14 protein-coding genes are annotated in these 18,933 nt (G+C 61.9%); 6 read left to right on the top strand and 8 right to left on the bottom strand.

The features are described 5' to 3' along the window. Positions 1–297: 297 nt before the first annotated feature. On the top strand, positions 298–813 hold the full coding sequence (locus ADJ70_RS06820) for a hypothetical protein (protein ID WP_050340393.1): 516 nt from the start codon (positions 298–300) through the stop codon (positions 811–813). Between the two features lie 160 nt (positions 814–973). Here ADJ70_RS06820 and ADJ70_RS06815 read toward each other — a convergent pair whose 3' ends face one another. Then, positions 974–2,179 (bottom strand): iron-containing alcohol dehydrogenase, encoded by a 1,206-nt coding sequence (locus ADJ70_RS06815; RefSeq protein ID WP_050344481.1) that lies wholly within the window; start codon positions 2,177–2,179, stop codon positions 974–976. Positions 2,180–2,414: 235 nt separating this feature from the next. On the opposite strand from ADJ70_RS06815, the gene ADJ70_RS06810 reads away from it, so the two are divergent. The 5 genes from ADJ70_RS06810 (at position 2,415) to ADJ70_RS06785 (ending at position 9,100) form a co-directional block, all read left to right on the top strand. Next, positions 2,415–3,338 (top strand): putative ABC transporter permease, encoded by a 924-nt coding sequence (locus ADJ70_RS06810; protein WP_050340392.1) that lies wholly within the window; start codon positions 2,415–2,417, stop codon positions 3,336–3,338. 1,459 nt (positions 3,339–4,797) lie between these two features. After that, a complete protein-coding gene (locus ADJ70_RS06800; protein ID WP_216597324.1) occupies positions 4,798–5,598 on the top strand; it encodes a sugar transferase in 801 nt (266 codons plus the stop codon). Between the two features lie 87 nt (positions 5,599–5,685). Continuing rightward, positions 5,686–6,591 (top strand): glucose-1-phosphate thymidylyltransferase RfbA, encoded by a 906-nt coding sequence (rfbA, locus tag ADJ70_RS06795; RefSeq protein ID WP_050344479.1) that lies wholly within the window; start codon positions 5,686–5,688, stop codon positions 6,589–6,591. A 2-nt stretch (positions 6,592–6,593) separates the two neighbouring features. Beyond that, positions 6,594–7,613: a dTDP-glucose 4,6-dehydratase gene (rfbB, locus tag ADJ70_RS06790; RefSeq protein WP_050344478.1), complete on the top strand. Its 1,020-nt coding sequence runs from the start codon at positions 6,594–6,596 to the stop codon at positions 7,611–7,613. 11 nt (positions 7,614–7,624) lie between these two features. After that, the gene (locus ADJ70_RS06785) at positions 7,625–9,100 is read left to right on the top strand and encodes a bifunctional dTDP-4-dehydrorhamnose 3,5-epimerase family protein/NAD(P)-dependent oxidoreductase (RefSeq protein WP_083443868.1); all 1,476 of its coding nucleotides are present in this window, start codon (positions 7,625–7,627) and stop codon (positions 9,098–9,100) included. A 426-nt stretch (positions 9,101–9,526) separates the two neighbouring features. On the opposite strand, the gene ADJ70_RS14570 is transcribed toward ADJ70_RS06785, so the two are convergent. From ADJ70_RS14570 to ADJ70_RS06750, 7 genes are all read right to left on the bottom strand, one after another. Further along, positions 9,527–10,093, bottom strand: a complete 567-nt coding sequence (locus ADJ70_RS14570) for a hypothetical protein (protein WP_157051429.1) — start codon at positions 10,091–10,093, stop codon at positions 9,527–9,529. 2,016 nt (positions 10,094–12,109) lie between these two features. Continuing rightward, the gene (wecB, locus tag ADJ70_RS06775) at positions 12,110–13,228 is read right to left on the bottom strand and encodes a non-hydrolyzing UDP-N-acetylglucosamine 2-epimerase (RefSeq protein WP_216597323.1); all 1,119 of its coding nucleotides are present in this window, start codon (positions 13,226–13,228) and stop codon (positions 12,110–12,112) included. Between the two features lie 2 nt (positions 13,229–13,230). Further along, positions 13,231–14,700, bottom strand: a complete 1,470-nt coding sequence (locus ADJ70_RS06770; RefSeq protein ID WP_050344476.1) for a lipopolysaccharide biosynthesis protein — start codon at positions 14,698–14,700, stop codon at positions 13,231–13,233. Further along, on the bottom strand, positions 14,701–15,390 hold the full coding sequence (locus tag ADJ70_RS06765; protein ID WP_216597322.1) for a 2-C-methyl-D-erythritol 4-phosphate cytidylyltransferase: 690 nt from the start codon (positions 15,388–15,390) through the stop codon (positions 14,701–14,703). Positions 15,391–15,431: 41 nt separating this feature from the next. Continuing rightward, positions 15,432–17,009 carry an NTP transferase domain-containing protein gene (locus tag ADJ70_RS06760; protein WP_050344474.1) on the bottom strand — a complete coding sequence of 526 codons (1,578 nt, stop codon included), beginning with the start codon at positions 17,007–17,009 and terminating at the stop codon, positions 15,432–15,434. After that, entirely contained in the window at positions 17,002–17,817 is an 816-nt protein-coding gene (locus tag ADJ70_RS06755; RefSeq protein WP_157051428.1) for a phosphorylcholine transferase LicD, read from the bottom strand. The genes ADJ70_RS06760 and ADJ70_RS06755 overlap by 8 nt, the downstream gene beginning before the upstream one ends. 9 nt (positions 17,818–17,826) lie before the next feature. Further along, positions 17,827–18,933, bottom strand: a complete 1,107-nt coding sequence (locus ADJ70_RS06750; RefSeq protein WP_050344472.1) for a glycosyltransferase family 4 protein — start codon at positions 18,931–18,933, stop codon at positions 17,827–17,829.

Genomic DNA, 18,933 nt, shown 5'->3' with positions numbered 1-18,933 from the left:
TGCTCGCAAAAACATCAAAGGTTAGAAATTGTCGAACATCTGTACTTAATACTGTGCTATGATGGGTGCATGCGCAGGCAAGCAAGAGCTATTGCGGAGGCCCCCAATGGTACGTGATGGCGGGAGGGTGCACCAGCCCTCACTGGCTTGCCCAGCACGGCGAGCGTTCGCGTTTGAGGTTGGCGTCTGTTGGTAAAGCCCGGTAGATGGTGTGAGGGTCACGTTGGATTGAGGTGGCTCTTGTCTTGTTGCGGGCTTTGGCCCCAGACGGTGGAGTGCCAAGAGATGGGGGCTGTCATGGGATATCAGGAGAGTATGGTCGAGGCGTCGTGTCTGGCGGAGGCTGCGGGGATTCGCAAGGCGCTGATCGCGCGTCGGGATAGGCTGTGGTTTGGCTACTATGCGACGGAGAGGTCCATACGCGACCTCGAGTTGGGAGACCCCTGGGGAACCCCAACGCCGATCGAGGACTGCGAACGCGTCCCCCAGGGCAGGCTATATGTGATCGTCGGAGGCGATCGTCATCCTTACCAGCAGTGTTGCGGGAGGTGGAGCTTCCTCGATGCCGTCCAGGGCCTCGAGAAGGACAACTACTACGATTACTTCGAGCCCCTTGATGAGGATCGGGTGGATGCGGCGTGGGACGAGGACCCAGGCACGGCGCAGCGCGCGTGTGTCGCATGGGGCACCTATCTGGATTACGTGCAGGATGGTATGTGGCTACCCGAGGGAAGGTGGTGGGCAGACGAGGTCATCTATGGGCGCTGGGGCGTGCAGCGCTATGGGGAGATTCCCTTTCCGAGCGTGGCGTAGCGAGGCGATGCCTGAAACCGACGGGATGACAGACGCCTTTGAGAGCAAGGTCGTCAGCGGGCTTTCCCGCGCGCCTAGCACAACCTACGGGGATGTTGTTTCCTGCGCCAAGCTGCCGTGGGAGGCAGCGGGTCGTCTCACGCCCGCTGCCTGTGAGGCGCTAGAACGATGACTGGTAGATCGCTCGCGCATCATTGAGGGTGAGCGGCTTGAACTCACCGAAGACCTCCCCTCTGTTCTGGTGCAGCGTCCCCATCCACGCCTCGATGTCGTCGGGCATAAGCCCAAGGTCACCAAGCGTCTTGGGCATGCCGAGACTCACGAAGAGTTGCTGCAGCTCGTCGATGGAGCGCGTGATGGTCTCAACGTCCGCATCATGCGTGTCGTCTTTCGGCATCAGTCCAAAGACGTCTTTCGCAAACGAGAGGAAGCGCTCAGGGTGTGCCGGCCATACGTAGCGCATCCACGCCGGGAGGATCACGGCAAGTCCCGCGCCGTGCGTGACCTCGCTGTGGTGCGCGGAGATCTCGTGCTCGAGGGCATGGCTCTCCCAGCCGCCTGCGCGCCGCTCGGCTGCGGTGCTTCTACCGCAGCCGCAGAGATCGTTGTGGGCGAGCGTGCCTGCCCACATGAGCGTTGCCCGCGCGTCGTAGTCATCAGGCTTTTTTGCCACCTGCCTGGCTGCCTCCATGATCGCCCTGATGAGCCCGCAGGCTATGTTGTCAGCTACGGGCACCGCGCCGATACCGCTGAAGTAGCGCTCGCAGATGTGGCAGATCATGTCCGTCACGCCTGCGGCGGTCTGGTACTGGGGCAGCGTGAAGGTGAGCTCGGGGTCCATGATGGCGACGCTCGGGCGAAGGACGTCTCCGCTCACGCCCCTCTTGAGTCGCAGCTTGTCGTTGCTGATGACGCAGGAGCCCGATGCCTCTGAGCCTGCCGCTGGGATGGTGAGCGTGGTGGCGATGGGTAGACTCGCCTTGATGGGAGTCCTTCTCTCGAAGAGCTCCCACACGTCCCCATCGTAGGGCACGCCAAACGCGATCGCCTTCGCGCAGTCGATGACCGACCCACCTCCTACGGCGAGGATCAGGTCAACGTTTTTCTTGCGGGCGAGGTCGATGCCCTCACGTACGAGTCTAACTTCGGGGTTGGGCCTCACTCCGCCAAGTTCTGTGTAGTCGACACCTTCCGTGCTAAGTGATCTCTCAGCACGATCGAGCACGCCCGTGCGCTTGACGGAGCCTCCGCCGTAGACGAGAAGCACGTTTCTGGCCCCCAATGCTGCAACCTCGGCTCCTGTCTTGTCCACGTAACCCCTGCCGAACACGATGCGCGTGGGGGATTGAAAGATGAAGTCGTTCATGGCCTTCCCTTCGACGATGGCGTCTGTCCGTATGGGATCATTGTACGTCGCCTTGAGCTTCGGACTCCGTCCTTGCCATGCGTCTTGTTCGGTGCGTGGGAGTGCCATGAGGTGGGGATGGCTTGCCTTGCATCTCCCAGTTGTCTGCCATCTCTGCCATGCGCGAGGCGTATGATTGTCGGGGTAGAGAAAGACGTGTCGATGTGTGGGCTTGCGTCAATACGGTGGGAGGGACATGTTCTGGTCACTGGTAAGTCTCTTTGTGCTCATCGGCATCATCAGGCTTGTCGTTATGCTGGTAAAGGGCTTCATGGCATGGCTCGGGCGGGGCAAGCCCATACAGCGTGCTGCAGAGAACCGAGAGCTTCCCGACGATGTGCGTAAGGCTGCGGCCCAGCTCGACTTCTACTACCGCCTCAAGGGCTACCGGAAGGAGATGGGCAAGCCGACCAGGCTCACCATAACCCAGCTCCGATCCATTGCCGAGGCCGAGCGACTCGTCCGCAACGATCGGGCTGACCACATGAGGGTGGGTTGGTACCAGGTGGTCATCCTCTTTCTGGTAGGCTCGGTGGCGGGACTCATCCTCGAGCAGGTCTGGATGTTCGTCACCGAGGGGCTCACCGAGGGTCGCTACGGCTTGGTCTGGGGACCGTTTTCCCCGCTTTACGGCGTTGGTGCGGTGCTTCTCACCCTCATCTGCCTGCGCATGCGCAAGAGGGAGGCCGCGTGGTGGCAGGTCTTCCTAGTCGCGATGGTTGTGGGTGGTCTTTTGGAGCAGGTCACCGGCTGGGGCATGGAGACCTTCATGGGTGCCGTGTCGTGGGACTACACGAACGTCCCGGGCGCCATCACCAAGTGGGTTGCCGTGCCGTTCCTCTTCTTCTGGGGCGTCCTTGGCCTGGTGTGGGCAAACCTCATCACACCGTGGCTGCTGAGCGTCATTGGTGAGCCGACGACGCGACGCCAGGTCGTGTTCGTGCTGTTCCTTGCCGCCTACCTTGCCCTCGACATCTTCATGACACTTGCGTGCTTCACGCGCAGGGCGGCTCGCGACGCAGGCATCCCGCCTCGAAACGACTTCGAGCTGTGGGTGGACGAGCGCTTCTCGAACGAGTTCATGAGCAATCGCTTCCAGAACATGATTGTTGGTGAGTGAGTCCCTTCTCGTACGCCTGTGCAGTTCTTTCCAGCCTGCGATATGCCCTCATAGAGGGTCCGTAGAGCGATCAAGGCTCGTTCGTGAGGGCAGGCCGCGCGTGGCCTGGGTCTGACGCTTGCGTCGACGTTGATGGCTACAAGACCGTGCTCTTGGCGGGTGTGTACGCGTTCGCTGGGGGCGATGCGCTGATCTAGTCCCAAAGGCGACAGAGCCCTGCTGGTCAAGGAACCCTACCTCGCAACCTCGATGGGTTCGAGAGCGACAGAACGATCACCAACAGCGCGAGGGAGTTCGACGGCGTGAGGCCTAACTTATCCGTCGGCCTGGTTTGTTCCGCGCCCCCTCAGCAGCAATCATGCCAAGAGATTCATATTTATGGAGAAAGCACCGATATATTGGTACTAAATTTAGCATCAGTTATATTGTGAATATCTGAACATACAATAGTGGGTATAAAGGTTGTTGGAGGTGTGTATATGCCTGCAAAGAAAAGAGTCAGCCCTGCGATATTGGTTGGACTTGTGGAGATTGGTGTCGCGAACGTTCCGACATGCGCATATGCAGATACGACGTCCTCGACACCTTTCAACCCCGTATCCGTCTTCATGGCGGGTTTCGCTGTTGGCTTCTTGATTGCGGTCGGTGTCTTTGTCACATATAAGAGCGTAGCTAGGCGAAGAGAACGGGCGGGAAAGAGTCTCGAGGCGACGACGGAGGATAGTCTACGGATAGTCGGCGTTAATGCGTTAGGACCGAGGATGGCCTTGGAGGACCAGGCCGCCTCTCTGCGACAGGTGGGGCGCATCGCTCTTGGCATAGAGAGCGATATCGAGAGCCCCAAGAGCTATGAAGCACTATCTGCCGGCGCTGCCAGAACGTCATCGCGCAGTGTGAGGGAGGTTCTTTCTAGGCGTCTTGATGGCAATAAATCGGCTCATCATCTGTCATCGGGTGCGCGAACGGTGCGACAAAAGACAAGTAAGTAAAATACCATCCATCGCTGACAGTTGACAATCATAGAGTACTCTATAGTGATGCCACAGGTGTCGTAGGTCTCTTGTGAGGTGGTGGTTTTTGGTGGACTATGGTATAGAAATATCAGTGATGCAATCCCAGGATGCGACAACCTTGTAATAACGGATGTATTAGCTTCTACAGAATATATCCGTATAGTACTAGTTCAGATTTACTAAAGCTAATCATATGCTAGTATAGTAGTAAGCTTCGGTTTGTATAAGAGTTGAATCGTAGACTTCTCTGAGGCGGTGGTTCTGGTGGGTTACGGTGCAGGAATATCAACACTAATAATCAGTGTAGGTTTGTATGAATCTGCAAATGTAGCAAGACAGCTACGCATTCTATATGTATCTGCTGAAGAATCATTTTCTCGTGGCACATCGCATGCTGTCGGACAAAGACAGGAAAGGCTTGGTAGATAAGTATGGCGGCGGGGGTGGTGGCTGAGGATCTGATGAAGACAGGTGTCCAAGGGGGATGCGGCAACCATACCGCGCTGTTGCCTGGCAGGTCGTTTTTGAATCTGGTGCAGGGTGGGAAGCGGAGAGAGCACGACTCGTTGGATTTGTTTGCTGCGAAAGCGCCAATGCTTCCGGATGCTGATGTGTATGCTGCCGCAAAACGACTTGACCAGCGATATGCATATCGCTTCTTCAAGCGCCTATTCGACATTACCTTTTCCGCCCTCGTGCTGGTTCTACTCTCTGGACCCATGTTGCTGGTTGCCCTCGCGATCAAGCTCGACTCACCGGGCCCTGCCCTCTTCAGGCAGAAACGTGTGACAAAGGGCGGCAGGCGCTTCTATATCTGGAAGTTCCGCTCCATGTACCAAAATGCGGAGAAGAGACTCCCGGAGCTCCGGAAGCTCAACGAAAAGGACGGCCCCGTATTCAAGATCAAGGATGATCCACGTATAACGAGAGTGGGTAGGTTCATTCGCAAAACTTCGATCGACGAGCTCCCCCAGTTCTTCAACGTTCTTGTGGGTGACATATCAGTGGTGGGTCCTCGCCCAGCGCTGCCCTCGGAGGTTGCCCGCTACACTGAGCGTCACCAACAGCGCCTGTTAGTCAAGGGTGGTATCACCTGCTACTGGCAGACAAGGCGTAACAGGGACTACATCTCGTTCGACGACTGGGTGAGCCTCGATCTGCTCTACGTGAAGCAGTGCTCACTGTGGACGGATCTAAAACTGATCATCCAGACGATTGGCGTGGTGCTGGCAGCCCAGGGAAGTTAGCGGAGTATGGCGCAACATGCCTCTATCACTGAGTTTTCCTCCCGTATTTGCCGATGAGGGTGCCTCCTCAGATTGGAGTGGTGAACAATGAGGGGAATCATCCTCGCGGGAGGAAGCGGCACACGCCTCTACCCGTTGACGTCCGTGACAAGCAAACAGCTCTTGCCTGTGTATGATAAGCCCATGGTGTACTACCCCCTGAGCACACTAATGTTGGCGGGCATACGCGACATCCTCATTATTTCGACTCCGCAGGACACACCTAACTTTGAGCGTCTGCTGGGTGACGGAAGCCAATTTGGCATCTCTTTGCAGTACGTGGTTCAACCAGAGTCTGACGGACTTGCAAGGGCCTTCCACTATGGGAAGGACTTCGTTGCGGGTGGTGCCTGCGCGCTCGTGCTCGGTGACAATATCTTCTATGGCAATGGACTCAGCCGACACCTGCGCAGGGCAGTGGAAAATGCCGCCAAGGCACGCTCGACTGTGTTTGGCTACCGAGTTGACGATCCCGAGCGCTTTGGCGTGGTGGAGTTTGATAAGCACTACAATGTGGTCTCCATCGAGGAGAAGCCCGCACACCCAAAGAGCAACTATGCGGTGACGGGCCTGTACTTCTATGATGAGCGCGTGACTGAGTATGCGGAGCACGTATGCCCCTCTGCCCGCGGTGAGTATGAGATCACGGACCTCAACCGAATGTACCTTGAGGACGGGACGCTTGATGTCGTGACCCTCGGCCGCGGCTACGCATGGCTTGATACTGGTACCATGGAGAGCCTCTTCGAGGCGGGGCAGTTCGTGCGTACTGTGGAGGAGGCACAAGATCTTCCGGTTTCGGTTCCCGAGGAGATCGCCTTCGAGAACGGATGGATTTCTAAGGACGTCCTGCTAGAGGCTGCCACCAAGTATGGGAAGTCAGTCTATGGGCAACATCTGCGAACCGTCGCTGAGGGAGGTATTGCCCCTGACCGCCACTTTGGGGAGGAGTAGCCATGTCCGAAAGCTTCGAACCCAAGAACATCATTGTCACGGGCGGCTGTGGCTTCATAGGCAGCAACTTCGTGCGCTGGATGGTAGCGAACCATCCGGAATGTCACGTGACCGTGCTTGACAAGCTTACGTACGCGGGTAACCCAAAGAATATTGCTGGTCTCCCTGAGTCGCAGGTCGAACTCGTGGTGGGTGACATCTGCGATGCTGATCTTCTCGACCGCATTGTCCCTGGACACGATGCCATCGTGCACTATGCGGCCGAGTCTCACAACGATAACTCCATCTTCGACCCCGAGCCGTTCGTACGGACAAACGTCGTGGGCACGTACCGGCTACTGCACGTAGCGGGGAGGTATGACATCCGCTACCACCACGTGAGCACGGATGAGGTCTATGGGGATTTGGATCTCGACGAACCCAGGCGCTTTGAACCTGATGACCCATACAAGCCCTCGAGTCCGTACAGCTCCACCAAGGCGAGCTCTGACCTGCTTGTGCGTGCATGGCACCGTACCTACGGTATTCGTGCCACCATCTCCAACTGCTCGAACAACTACGGGCCTTACCAGCACGTGGAGAAGTTCATCCCCCGCCAGATAACGAACGTCCTCTGTGGTATCCGCCCAAAGCTTTACGGTACGGGAAAGAATGTGCGTGATTGGATCCACACCGAGGATCACTCCCGCGCAGTGTGGGACATTCTCGCGAAGGGGCGTATCGGGGAGACCTACCTCATCGGCGCCAACGGCGAGCGCTCGAATATCGACGTGCTCCGTTCCATTCTCTCCGCCATGGGTCAGCCCGAGGACGCCTTTGACTGGGTGCGCGATCGTCCCGGCCATGACCGTCGCTACTCGATCGATTCCGCCAAGCTCGAGGACGAACTCGGTTGGAGACCCATTCATGCGGACTTCGGAGAGGGTCTCGACCAGACCATCGAGTGGTATCGCGACCACGAGAGCTGGTGGCGTCCTGCCAAGGAGACCACCGAAAGGAAGTATGCAGCTCAGGGGCAGTAGGAGTTTTCATCATGTCTGACATCGAATTTGAGAAGCAGCTCAAGGTAGAGGAGACTGGCATCGCCGGCCTCAAGGTGGTGGACCTCTCCGTTCACGGCGATAGTCGCGGCTGGTTCAAGGAGAACTGGCAGCGTGCCAAGATGGTTGCACTGGGTATTCCTGACTTTCAGGTTGTCCAGAACAATATCTCCTTTAACGCTGAGCGGGGCGTTACGCGCGGCATTCACGCGGAACCATGGAACAAGTTCGTCAGCGTCGGTGCTGGTAAGATCTTCGGGGCCTGGGTGGACCTCAGGCAGGGAAGCGGGACCTATGGTAGGTCCTTCCATTGTGAGCTGGGACCCGATCGGGCAGTCTATGTCCCCAGAGGCGTTGGCAACGCCTTCCAGGCACTCGAAGATGGCACCGTGTACACCTACCTCGTGGATGCACACTGGTCGGCTGAGCTCAAGAAGACGTACACCTTCGTGAACCTTGCCGATCCGGCGCTGAACATCGATTGGCCAATACCGCTCAACCGGGCCATGCTATCTGTGACTGACAAGAGTCACCCGTATCTCAAAGACGCCGTCCCCATGGCGCCCAAGCGCACCTTGGTCACCGGCTGCAATGGCCAGCTGGGCCGCGCCGTACGGGCCCTCGTGGGGGATCGCGGCACCGGACTTGCCTTCGACTGGACTGACTGCGACGTATTTGATGTGAGCGATCCCGCAGAGTACACAAAGTATGACTGGGACCTGTACGAGACGGTGATCAACTGCGGGGCGTACACGGCGGTTGACAAGGCGGAGACACCGGAGGGGCGTGTGGAGGCCTGGAAGGCGAACGCGACGGGCCCGGCGCTGCTCGCCCGTACCTGTGCCGAGCACGGCATCACGCTCGTGCACATCTCCAGCGACTACGTCTTCGACGGCACCCATGCTACGCACGACGAGAGTGAATCATTCTCTCCGCTTTCTGTCTACGGACAGTCAAAGGTAGCTGGTGACCTTGCCGTGATGGGGTGCCCCCGCCACTATATCTTGCGTACGAGCTGGGTCGTGGGTGACGGTCACAACTTCGTGAAGACGATGGTCGGTCTCTCGAACCGCGTGGTCGATCCCAATGATGCACTAGACCGCGTTACGGTCGTGGACGATCAGCTCGGGCGGCTTAGCTTTACCAAGGACCTTGCGCGAGCCATCTTCCACCTGCTGGACTCAAAGGCTTCGTACGGTACCTACGATTGCACGGGCTCTGGCGCGGTGAGGTCGTGGGCGTATGTAGCTCGCACCATATTCGACCTCGTCAACGGCAATGGTAATAAGGTTGTGCCTGTGGCTACGGACGACTACTATGCGAACTCTAAAGGACCCACTGCCCCTCGCCCCAAGCACTCTGCGCTCGATCTCCACAAGCTTAGCGCTACTGGTTTCGATATGTCTGACTGGGAGGTTGAACTCGCTGAGTATGTCGACGTACTTCGCAGTGAGGGAGACACGGAGTAAGTGACGCATCTTCTGCCATGTCGTGCCATGGTGCCGAGAAAGAGTGATCGAGGCAGGGGGGCACGATGGGCAGCACGAGGCGCAGGCAGGCCGGGGGGAGATGGGCAGGATGGGCAGCCCCCGCGCCCTGCCGGCTAGGTACCCGGGCGATGGGGCCGCGAGAGGCGTCTGACGGGGGTCAGGTGGCCGGAGGGATGGGAGTGCGAGAGGTGCGGGTGCGCGACGTGCTAGCCCGTCGCCGGGCGCAACCGCACCTGGCGGCGCAAGAGGTGCCCCCGCCACCTCTCGGCGGCGGCCGGGACGGCCACGCGGCACCCCGAGGCGCGCCTGCGCCGCCGGTCCCGTGCCATGTGGCTGCTGGCGAGGTCGAGGGGGGCGTGTCCGCCCCCGGGACCGCCCAATGTCATTAACTTAAGCTGGTGGCATTCACATCGGCAGGGCGCCTGAGGTGGGTCGCCCAGACATGACTGTCTGTGCGGCTTTCGCTCGCAGAACGTGTCGTGCGACTTGCGGTCGCTTGCCTAGGACTTGCGGTCGCCAGAACGCTCTCTTGTGGGTGTCGCCGTGGCGGTTTGCGCGTTTGCCTCCGAGCCCGTCGCGGTCACAGGCGCGGGCGGGTCGGACTGGCACGAGGCATCGCCCCAGCTCGGCGACTATGTCTGACATCATCGCCTCTCGCACGGCCGCGTCCCCGGCGAGCACGGCCCCGGCGGGCTCGTCCCTCGGCACGCCGATGGCGACCGTGCGGCTCGCAACCGTCCGGTGCCCGTGCCCACGCGCGGCGATGTCGCCAGGGGCCTCCCTCTCGGCCTCGTTGGCCAGGCCGGACGCGACGTTGGCGAGGTAGGCGGCGGCGCAGGCGTCCTGCCCTGTGAGCCTGGGCCCGGTGCCCGCGAGGCTCCCCGTCTGCGGGCGGTCCCTCGTGAACCGGAGGCACGTCCCGGCGCCCCACCTCATGTGGCAGGCCTCGGCGGGCCCGTTGGTCGCCGGCACGTCGCCCCCGATGGCGGCCGCCGGCCTCTCCGGGGCCTCGCCCCCCGCGCCGGCCGGCGCGCGGCGCACCCGCAGCGGCGCGTGGCCCACCAGGCGCCCCCGGGCGTCCCGGTCGGACCTCCCGGCGGACCGCGGCCCGGGGCTGGCTGGCCCGGGGCCCGGCCGAGGGTCGCCACCCGCCGCCTCGCAGGCCCCGGACCCCGCGCCCGTGGAGCTTCGCCGGCGGCGCGCCGCGTGGGGGACGCCCATGTCGGAGAGGGCGGCCATCAGGGGGAGAGGCGGGTGGCCCCCGCCCGTCACGAGCGCGAGAGGCAGCCCGCCCACCGCGTCGGCCACCGCCCCGGCATGGCCGGGCGCCTCGGCGCGCCCGTCGAGGCCGCCCCGGCGCACGGCAAGGCCGGGCATCTGGCGGTTTACCACGCCGGACGCCCCGGACGGGCCCATCGTCGCCCGGTCGCGGCCGTGGCCCGACGGGCCGTCCCGGCGCGCGATCGTCTCGGCGTTGGTGGGCACGTCGGACGCCGGGCCGCAGGTCGCGACGAGGAGCATGCCCCCGTGGGTGCGCCAGTCCCCGTCGGCGTAGACGCCGGCCGCATGGTGGCGGGCGAGCCCGAGCAGGGCCTCGGGCCTGAGCCTCTTCCTTGCCTTGAGGTATCCGGGCACGCCTGTCGGCCCCGCCATGAGCGCCTCCCTGGCGAGGTCGCGGACTCCCGGCGGGGGCGTCCTGCCCTTGCGGGCCACGACGCTCTCCACCAGCAGGTCGTGCGGCATCTTGCGCCTGCGGGCGAGGTCCGGCGGGCGGGTCCCGCGGGTGGCGGGGAGCGCGTCGCTGCGGACAGACTCGAGGTCGCGTCCCATGCGTTCCGCCACGCCCACGTGCGACACCCCCCCCGCCGGTCCCAGGCCAGCCTCGGCCTCCTCGCCCGCCTCGGGCCAAGGCGCCTGGTCGGACGTGACGCGCCCGACGTCCGGCACAGTCCGCCGCGCGACCCTGCCGCCAGCCCCCGCGCTCCCGGCGACCGGGGCGACTCGGTGCCGTCGGCGGACCTCCTCCGCCGCGCCCTCACGAACAAGTTCCCACCACGTCCTCCTTACGTATTGTCCCATAGGACTCAATTGTTCTCACTACATAAGAAGCCATTCAACAGGAAAAACCCATAGTTCATGTCAACTACACCGAGGCATGCGAGAAAGGGTCGGGAGCCTGTCCCGGCCCTTGGCCCCAGGCGTCCTGCCGATGTGAATGCCACCAGCTTAAGTTAATGACATTGGGGCTCGCCGCCCAGGTAGGGGTCTCGGAGAGCACGGCGACCCTCGTGCCGGGGCGCCTGCGCGGCGCCATGGCGAGGCCGGGGTGCCTCCGACGTGCTGTCGGGCGGGGTCGAGGCGGACGACTTCCTCATCGCCGCGCGCGACAGGACGAGGAGACGCGGTCCACGGGCCCGCGGCCGATGCTCGCGGCGGCCGGGCACACCTCGGGCAGGCGCGGGCGCCGCTCCCCCGGGGTCGTCCCGGACTGCGGGGCCCGCTGCGGCGCAAGTTCGACGCGGACGGGCGCGACGCGAGCCTCCACACCTCGCGCCACGTGATCTCGAACCTCGAGTCCTAGGCCACCGGACGTCCTGCGGCCTGTCGACGGCGGGGCCGCGGTCCTTACGCGGACGAGCTCTCCTGGAGGTACTCGCATCGCGGGCGCGACGCCACCACGGCCCTGGTCGCCGACTGCTGCCTGGGGTACTACCGCCGCGACCAGCTGCACGGGGAGGTCTTCCGCCCGCAGCCCCCGCCCCACCCGACCCGGGGGCGTCCGGGAGGCGGGGGAAGTACCGATACCCTGCGGTTATGAAGCACATTGGGGAGCATTTAATCAGATTCGGACACCCTCTCGATCTCCTCCAGTTCGAGGGACTCGACTCGTAACGTCACGAGCTTGAGGCCCTCGTTACCTAAGCGCTTGCGGCCGGGCGAATCTCGGGTTTCTGTTGCCGCATTTCAGTTTTGGCACTCATGAGTGACTTACTCGCGTGTCGAGTCGGAAATTTCCGCCAGTACGTCCGCAATCCGCTCGGAAGCGTGCCCGTCGCCGTAGGGGTTGGACGCATGGGACATTTCCGCGTACGCATCCGGGTCGGAAAGCAGTCGGCTGAACTCCCGGTAGATCACGTCTTCGTCGGTGCCCACGAGCTTCAAGGTCCCGGCCGCCACGCCCTCGGGACGTTCGGTAGCGTCACGCATGACAAGGACCGGCTTGCCCAGGCTGGGTGCTTCCTCCTGGATGCCGCCCGAGTCCGTGAGGACCAGGTAGGAGTGGGCCATGAAGTTGTGGAAGTCGAGCACATCCAGGGGCTCGATGATGCGAAGCCGGTCAAAGCCGTCGAGCTCTGCATGCGCCGCCGCGCGCGCCTTCGGGTTCATGTGAATGGGGCAGATGGCCTTGATATCGGGATGCTCCTCCATCACCCGGCGTATGGCCCGGAACATGCGGTGCATGGGTTCTCCCAGGTTCTCCCTGCGGTGGGCCGTGATAAGGATGAGGCGGGAGCCCTTAGCCCACTCCAGCTCGGGATTGCTGTAGCTCTCCCGCACCGTAGTCCTCAGTGCGTCGACGCCCGTGTTGCCGGTGACCCAAATCCTGCCCGCCGGCTTGCCCTCGTCGAGCAGGTTCTGCCTCGAGATCTCCGTAGGCGCGAAGTACCAATGGGTGATGATGTCAACGGCCTGGCGGTTGAACTCCTCGGGCCAAGGTGAGTTGATGTCGTGGGTGCGCAAGCCCGCCTCCACGTGCCCGACGGAGATCTGCAGGTAGAAGCAAGCCAGCGCCGCTGCGAAAGAGGTCGTGGTGTCCCCGTGTACGAGTACGGCGCTGGGCCTCTCCTCCAGTATCGGCTTCAGACGCGTGAGCACGTCGCTAGTCACGTCGAAGAGCGTTTGGTCCGTCCTCATCACTTTCAGGTCGTGATCCGGAACCACGCCAAAAACGTCGAGTACCTGCTGGAGCATCTCGCGGTGCTGACCCGTCACAGTTACCACTACGTCGAAGTCCTCGGTTCTACCCTTCAATATGTTCACGAGCGGGCACATCTTTATCGCCTCGGGACGGGTCCCGAAGATGAGCATCACTTTCCGTCTGCCCATGGTCACTCTCCTTCCTGGGTGCGCCCCCGTCTGCAGGCGCGGAACCTCCGCAACCCGGAGACCAGAGTCGTCATTGTGTCGTCGTGCAAAGCGGCCATGAGGACCGCGTAGGAGGTCATGCCCGTAATGACCTGCAGAGCCAGCGCCACCGTGCTGGGAAGCGACAGCAGGCCTACCGCCTGTACGCAGGCCACAATCACGATCGAGCCCAGAAGCGGCCGGGCCAGGTCGGCCAGCTGGTCGCGCAGCCTGTAGCCCAGCACCCGCACATTGGGCACCAGGGCCATCGCGCAGGAGACAGTGCCGGCTGCCACTGAGCTCGCCGCCAGGGCGACGGGCCCCAGAGTGATACTGCCGAACATGAGTCCCAGCTCGGTTGACTTGCGCACGACCTCCAGCTTAAGCGTGGTTCCGCTGTCGCCGAGACCTCTCATGGCCTGGGCGCAGATAATCTGGATTGGCTGGAAGCAATAGGAGATCGCGAATACCTGCAGGTAGGGCACGCAGCCCGCCCATGTCTCGCCCAGCAGGAGGGATACTAGGGGTGCAGCACAGGCGGTAAGGCCGAACATGAGTGGAAAGATGGCGAAACAGCTCGCCTGCACCGACCTGCGTACTATGGACAGGACGCGCCTCGGGTCGTTCTGCACACCGGAGAAGGTGGGGAGCATAACCTCCTGTATGCTGCCGGTCACGGCCTGCATGGCCGCCGCCGGGAACTGATGCCCGCGGTTGAAGAGGCCGAGCGTGGCCGTGTCGAAAACGCGCCCCACGATGAGGTTGCGCAGGTTAAGGAAGATCTGCACGAGCAGGTCGCCGGCGAGCACGTTGGCCCCAAAGCCGAAGAGCTCGCGTATGGAGGCCGCCGAGAAGTCGAGGTGGGGCCGCCAGCGCAGTGTGAAGATGAGCATCATACAGACGAAGAGCTGGTTGCCCAGCTGTTGGGCTACGAGCGCCCACACGCCCGCCCCCGCGAAGGCCAGCACTATGCCCGCCGTGCCCGTACACACAGCTATGGCGAGGTTTGCCACGAAGAGTTTGCAGAACTGGAAGGTCTTCTCGGCGTAAGCCACCTGTACCGAATTGTACGCACCGGGCAACAGCACCAACGCCATCACGCGCAGGATCTGGCAGACGTCGGGGTTGCCGTAGAAATCGGCCACAGCGGGAGCTGCCAGGAACAATACCAGGTAGATGGCGAGCGCCATCCCCAGCGAGAATACGAGCACGCTGGAGTAGTCTAGGTCCGTGGCCCCGTCCTTCTGGATGAGTGCCGTGTTGAAGCCGCCCTGCACGAACACCAGGGCGATGGCTGTGAAAACGAGCACGAGCGAGACGATGCCGTAGTCGGTGGGGCCCAGCAGGCGCGCTAGGACCAACGAGACCACGAACGAGACGAGCTGGGCGCTGCCGCGCTCGAGGAACTTCCACACGAGTGACGTGACGACCGTATGCTTGGAGATCTCAGCCATCTACGAATCGCCGCCCTTTCCGACTGCGTGCACTCGCTCGTAGAGCACCCAGCCCTCGAACATACGCAGATCCTCGGGCGTGGTGATCTTGATGTTTGAAGTTAAGCCCTTTGAGAACCACACTCGCTCGCCCAAGGCGAGCATGAGACTTGTCGTGTGCGGTTCCACTTTCTCGATGAGGCCGCGCCTCTTGCCCTCGGCGTAGACCCACTTGGCGTAGCCGTAGCGAAGCGCTTGCGGGGAGTTGAAGACCATGATCTGGTCGCGGTCGAGGAACTCCGTGGTGGACTCGCCATCGCCCTTTGTGGCGGCCAGGTAGACCTGGCTGTGTGCCGGGCTCGCGTTGCCGTGCAGCTTGCAGACCCGTATCGCGTCCGAGATAACTTCGTCGGAGACGAAGGGTGAGACCCCGTAGTGGATGAGCGCCTGGTCGTCATCTGAAATCCTGCCGTCCAAGTAGTCCAGCCCATTCATCACGGACTCCTGGAAGGTGGTCCCTCCGGGTGCGACCCAACGCACCTTGGAAAAGTCGCCCTTGAGGCAGATGTCGTCGATCTCGTCCTTCCACCCGTCGCGACAGACGACCTCGATGATGTCCACCTCGGGGTGCCTCTGGAAGCGCTCGATGGTGTAGGAGAGCACGGGCCGTCCCAGCACGCGCACGAACTGCTTGGGCACGTCAGCTCCCATGCGGGTGCCCCGTCCACCGGCGAGGATAATTGCGACATTCCTCATCGTTGGTCGCCGCTCTCGTACATCGAAAGCGCCAGGTCCGTGTAGAGGCTGAGCGCCCGCCAGGCGTTGAGCATGAAGTAGCCGTCCTCCCCGAGCGTGTCCTTGAAGAGCGCCCAAGAGAGCCAGTACCAGCTTGAGAGGACTGCCACCCCATAGGCGTGCCGCCTCCGCTCGAAGCTGACGTTGCCCCCGAAGTAGAGCGAGGTGATCTCGTCGTACTTCTCGCGAGTAAGGCCGTCCCTCACTGGCATGGTGGCGAGGTCGGCCATGGGGTCGTTCATCCCTGCGTACTCCCAGTCGATGAGGCAGGGCCCTTCTGGCCCCACAATCCAATTTACGGCGTAGGTGTCGTTGTGGCAGAGCACCTTGGGCCAGCCGTCCAGCTCCACGTGGTGCCAGACGCGGGTAACTTTCTCATGGATGCCCGCCTGCTCGACCCTGATGTCTCCTTTGGAGGCCGATGCCAGGCCCTGTAGACGCTCGCCCTCGGCGAGCATGTCCATGCGGTGGGCGCAGGTCACTCCGCTCCTATGCAGCGTCCGTATCTGCGCCACTCCCGCTGCCAGGTCATCAGGCCTGTTGTAGTCGAACTTCCTCTCAGAAGGCACGAAGCAGGACAGCTTCCAACCCTCCTCGGAAATGTCTATTACGCTGTAGTCGATACCCAGGTCCTTGGCCACGCCCTGCGCCACGACCTCCGCCGCGCGGTCCACCAGGGCCGACGAGCTTGCGCCCGGATGGCGGTAGACGTACCTCTCGCTCGCGACCACGAAGGTGAAGGACACGTTCGTGAGACCGGCGCTGATGGGCTCCACATCGCGGATGTCGGATGGCTTGCACCCCAGCAGGCGGCAGATGTTGCTCACGGCCCCCTGGTCCATATTCTGGAGCACCCCGTCGACCCCGAAGTCGCCGAGCGAGTCGAACTCCCTGTAGCCCTCGGGCGCGGGCCAAGCGTAGAGCGGGAGCTCGTCGGCATGCCTGCCCCAGAACTGCTCCCAAAACATGCCCCGGGTGCCAAGCCAGCTGCGCTCCTTGTCCCAGAGGAGCATAAGCCTGTCCGCGAACTCTGGAGTCAGGTAGACCGCCCCTACCATGCAAAGGCCCGACCCCGCGCCCGTGCGCATGCCGGAGAGCCTGCCGTCGGCAGCCTCGTCCACCACAAACTCGCGGGTGGCGTCGGTCTGCTCTTGCGCCATGCGAACAGACCGGCCTCTCGGCTTGAAGCCCAGGAACGGGTTCCTCTCGTACCACTGGTCGGCGTAGCAGGCGAAGGAGCCTCCCAACCTGTCCCGTACGAGGGCCATGCTGGCCAGACTGCCCTCGTCGGCCCAGTTCGGACTCACAACAAGGTTCACGCCCATCTTTTCAGCCAAGTAGAAGAACCGCTCCTTCTCGTAGCCGATTACGACTGTGACGTCCCCGATCCCGGCCTCGTGCAACTGCCGGATCTGCCGCTCGATCAGTACCTCGCCTTGGTACTCGAAGAGACCCTTGGGCTTGTCGTAGAGCGGCGGGAAGAACTTGGAGGACTTGCCGGCGGCGAGGATGACGGCCATCTTCACGCTACTCATGGGCATTTTCTTTCCAGAAAGCCTCGAAGCAATGGTGTGACTTGCGCTGTTCGATGGGCGGCAGCTGCATGTAGTCATCGTAGAGCCTAGTGAGGTAGTCCTCAACGCGATCTGGCACGGTGAACTCCATCCTGCAGAATTCCTGCGTGCGGTTACCGCCGAACCATTCCAGCGGGTAGGTCTCCCTCTCTCTCCCGTAGACGCAGTAGGTCGAGGGACTAACGTAACCCGTTTCGCCATTCGAGTCGACGGCTTTGGCGACCTTGTCTATCCGCACGGAGAAGCGCCGTGGTCCTAGGGCGTTCAGAAACCACTTCCCCATTCTCTTAACGGGATGTGTGGAGGTTGTCGGAGCATACTGAGCCGCCTCCCATTCGCGCTGGATTCTGTCTAGTCTATGGTAAAGAGCTATTCTCTCACTGTCATTTGCAGGCACGGCGTCGAGCACGAACACGTCCACGTAGACGCCTAGGTCGAAAGCCTCAACCTGGTCCGTCTGGTGCAGTACGGTCTGCGTATCCACGACCTTGGGCAACGGCAACGTGTACCTGGCCTCGTTCTCGGTGCAGACGAGGCGATATCTGCCGCCAGTCCTCTTGTCCGCCGCTACGTAGCGTTCGAAGTCGGTGCGCAGCATGTACACGTCCACGTCGTCGTCCCAAGGGATAAACCCCTTGTGGCGAACCGCCCCGAGTGCGGTCCCGTAGCCCAGGAAGTAACGAATGTCCTCGGCATCACAGAGTTCCTTTATGTGCTTTAGGGTCTCGAAAGCTATCTGCTTGATCTCCCTATCCTTGACAGGTCTCATTTTCACCACCTACGCAAGCTCGCCGAGGACGTTGGCCCAGCTCCTAGCCCAGCGATCCCTCGAAAACGAGTCCTCCGCCGTCTGTCGCGCGTTGCGCGTGAGGCGCTCTCTCAGCGCGGCGTCTCTCATGAGTGCGACCACGGCCCGGTACAGGTCGCCCGCCTCCGGGCGCACCAGCAGGCCGTTGTGGCCGGAAAGGACGATGTTCGACATGCCGCCCACGTCCGTGGCCACCACCGCGCATCCCGCCGCCATCGCCTCCAAGAGGGAGAGCGACGTGCCCTCGGAGGCCACCGAGGGCACGAGCGCGATGTCGAAGTGGCCATGGAAGGCCACGCTCTCATCTGCGTCGTAGCGGGTAAAGGTGACGCGTGGGTTGTCATCGAAGCGCTCGTGCAGCCCGGCCTCCATGGAGCCCTCGCCCGCCACGGCCAGTTCGACTTCAGGATGCTCGGCCAGCACACGCGGCATCACGTCCATGAGCAGGCCGCAGCCCCGTATAGGCTCGAAGCGCCGCGCGAACACAACGCGGACCCTCCCGTCGTGCGGGCGCTCTGGCACCGGGGTCGAGGTATCCACGAAGTTGGGGATATAGGTGTAGGGCAGCCGATTGGCCACGCTAAGCGCTCGCATCCAGTTGACGTAGTTTAGGTCCACGCACACCATGCGGGAGACGAGGGAGTGGAACCCCAGCTGCCGCTTGCCCTGCGCGACACGAGCTAGCAGCGCCTTCGTGCCGGTGAGCTCACGACCCTTGTAATCGGTGGTGTCCCAGTAGATGCCGTGTTGAATGGCGATAGAGCGCTTGAAGGGGTGCTCACGAATGAGAGAAGAGGTTCCAAAGATGAAAATGTCTGCCTTGGAATCCCCATGCTCGAGCGCCTTCTGAACGAGAACTTTCGTCGGAGTGTTCATCCCACCCTTGATGGAATGGAGAGCAACGCCTTCGATTGTCGTGTCGATTGCCTGGTCGCTTGCAAAGACCACGTGTGGTTCTATATCAACGGAGTTGAACACATCACACAGGTTGCGAATGTAGGTCTCGATGCCGCCTATCTCGTAGCGTCTCTCTTTGAAACAATAAAAACGGCTATAGAGTATGAAGATCTTGCTCAT

Source organism: Olsenella sp. oral taxon 807, from assembly GCF_001189515.2.
Taxonomy (GTDB): Bacteria; Actinomycetota; Coriobacteriia; order Coriobacteriales; family Atopobiaceae; genus Olsenella_F.
The sequence above is the reverse complement of the archived record's forward strand: the minus strand, read 5'-3'. Positions and strand labels throughout refer to the sequence as shown.

Bases quoted from the DNA above. Each gene is read 5' to 3' on its own strand.
- ADJ70_RS06820 (WP_050340393.1), top strand. From the start codon at position 298: ATGGGATATCAGGAGAGTATGGTCGAGGCGTCGTGTCTGGCGGAGGCT.
- ADJ70_RS06815 (WP_050344481.1), bottom strand. From the start codon at position 2,179: ATGAACGACTTCATCTTTCAATCCCCCACGCGCATCGTGTTCGGCAGG.
- ADJ70_RS06810 (WP_050340392.1), top strand. From the start codon at position 2,415: ATGTTCTGGTCACTGGTAAGTCTCTTTGTGCTCATCGGCATCATCAGG.
- rfbA (WP_050344479.1), top strand. From the start codon at position 5,686: ATGAGGGGAATCATCCTCGCGGGAGGAAGCGGCACACGCCTCTACCCG.
- rfbB (WP_050344478.1), top strand. From the start codon at position 6,594: ATGTCCGAAAGCTTCGAACCCAAGAACATCATTGTCACGGGCGGCTGT.
- ADJ70_RS06785 (WP_083443868.1), top strand. From the start codon at position 7,625: ATGTCTGACATCGAATTTGAGAAGCAGCTCAAGGTAGAGGAGACTGGC.
- wecB (WP_216597323.1), bottom strand. From the start codon at position 13,228: ATGGGCAGACGGAAAGTGATGCTCATCTTCGGGACCCGTCCCGAGGCG.
- ADJ70_RS06770 (WP_050344476.1), bottom strand. From the start codon at position 14,700: ATGGCTGAGATCTCCAAGCATACGGTCGTCACGTCACTCGTGTGGAAG.
- ADJ70_RS06765 (WP_216597322.1), bottom strand. From the start codon at position 15,390: ATGGGAGCTGACGTGCCCAAGCAGTTCGTGCGCGTGCTGGGACGGCCC.
- ADJ70_RS06760 (WP_050344474.1), bottom strand. From the start codon at position 17,009: ATGAGTAGCGTGAAGATGGCCGTCATCCTCGCCGCCGGCAAGTCCTCC.
- ADJ70_RS06755 (WP_157051428.1), bottom strand. From the start codon at position 17,817: ATGAGACCTGTCAAGGATAGGGAGATCAAGCAGATAGCTTTCGAGACC.
- ADJ70_RS06750 (WP_050344472.1), bottom strand. From the start codon at position 18,933: ATGAGCAAGATCTTCATACTCTATAGCCGTTTTTATTGTTTCAAAGAG.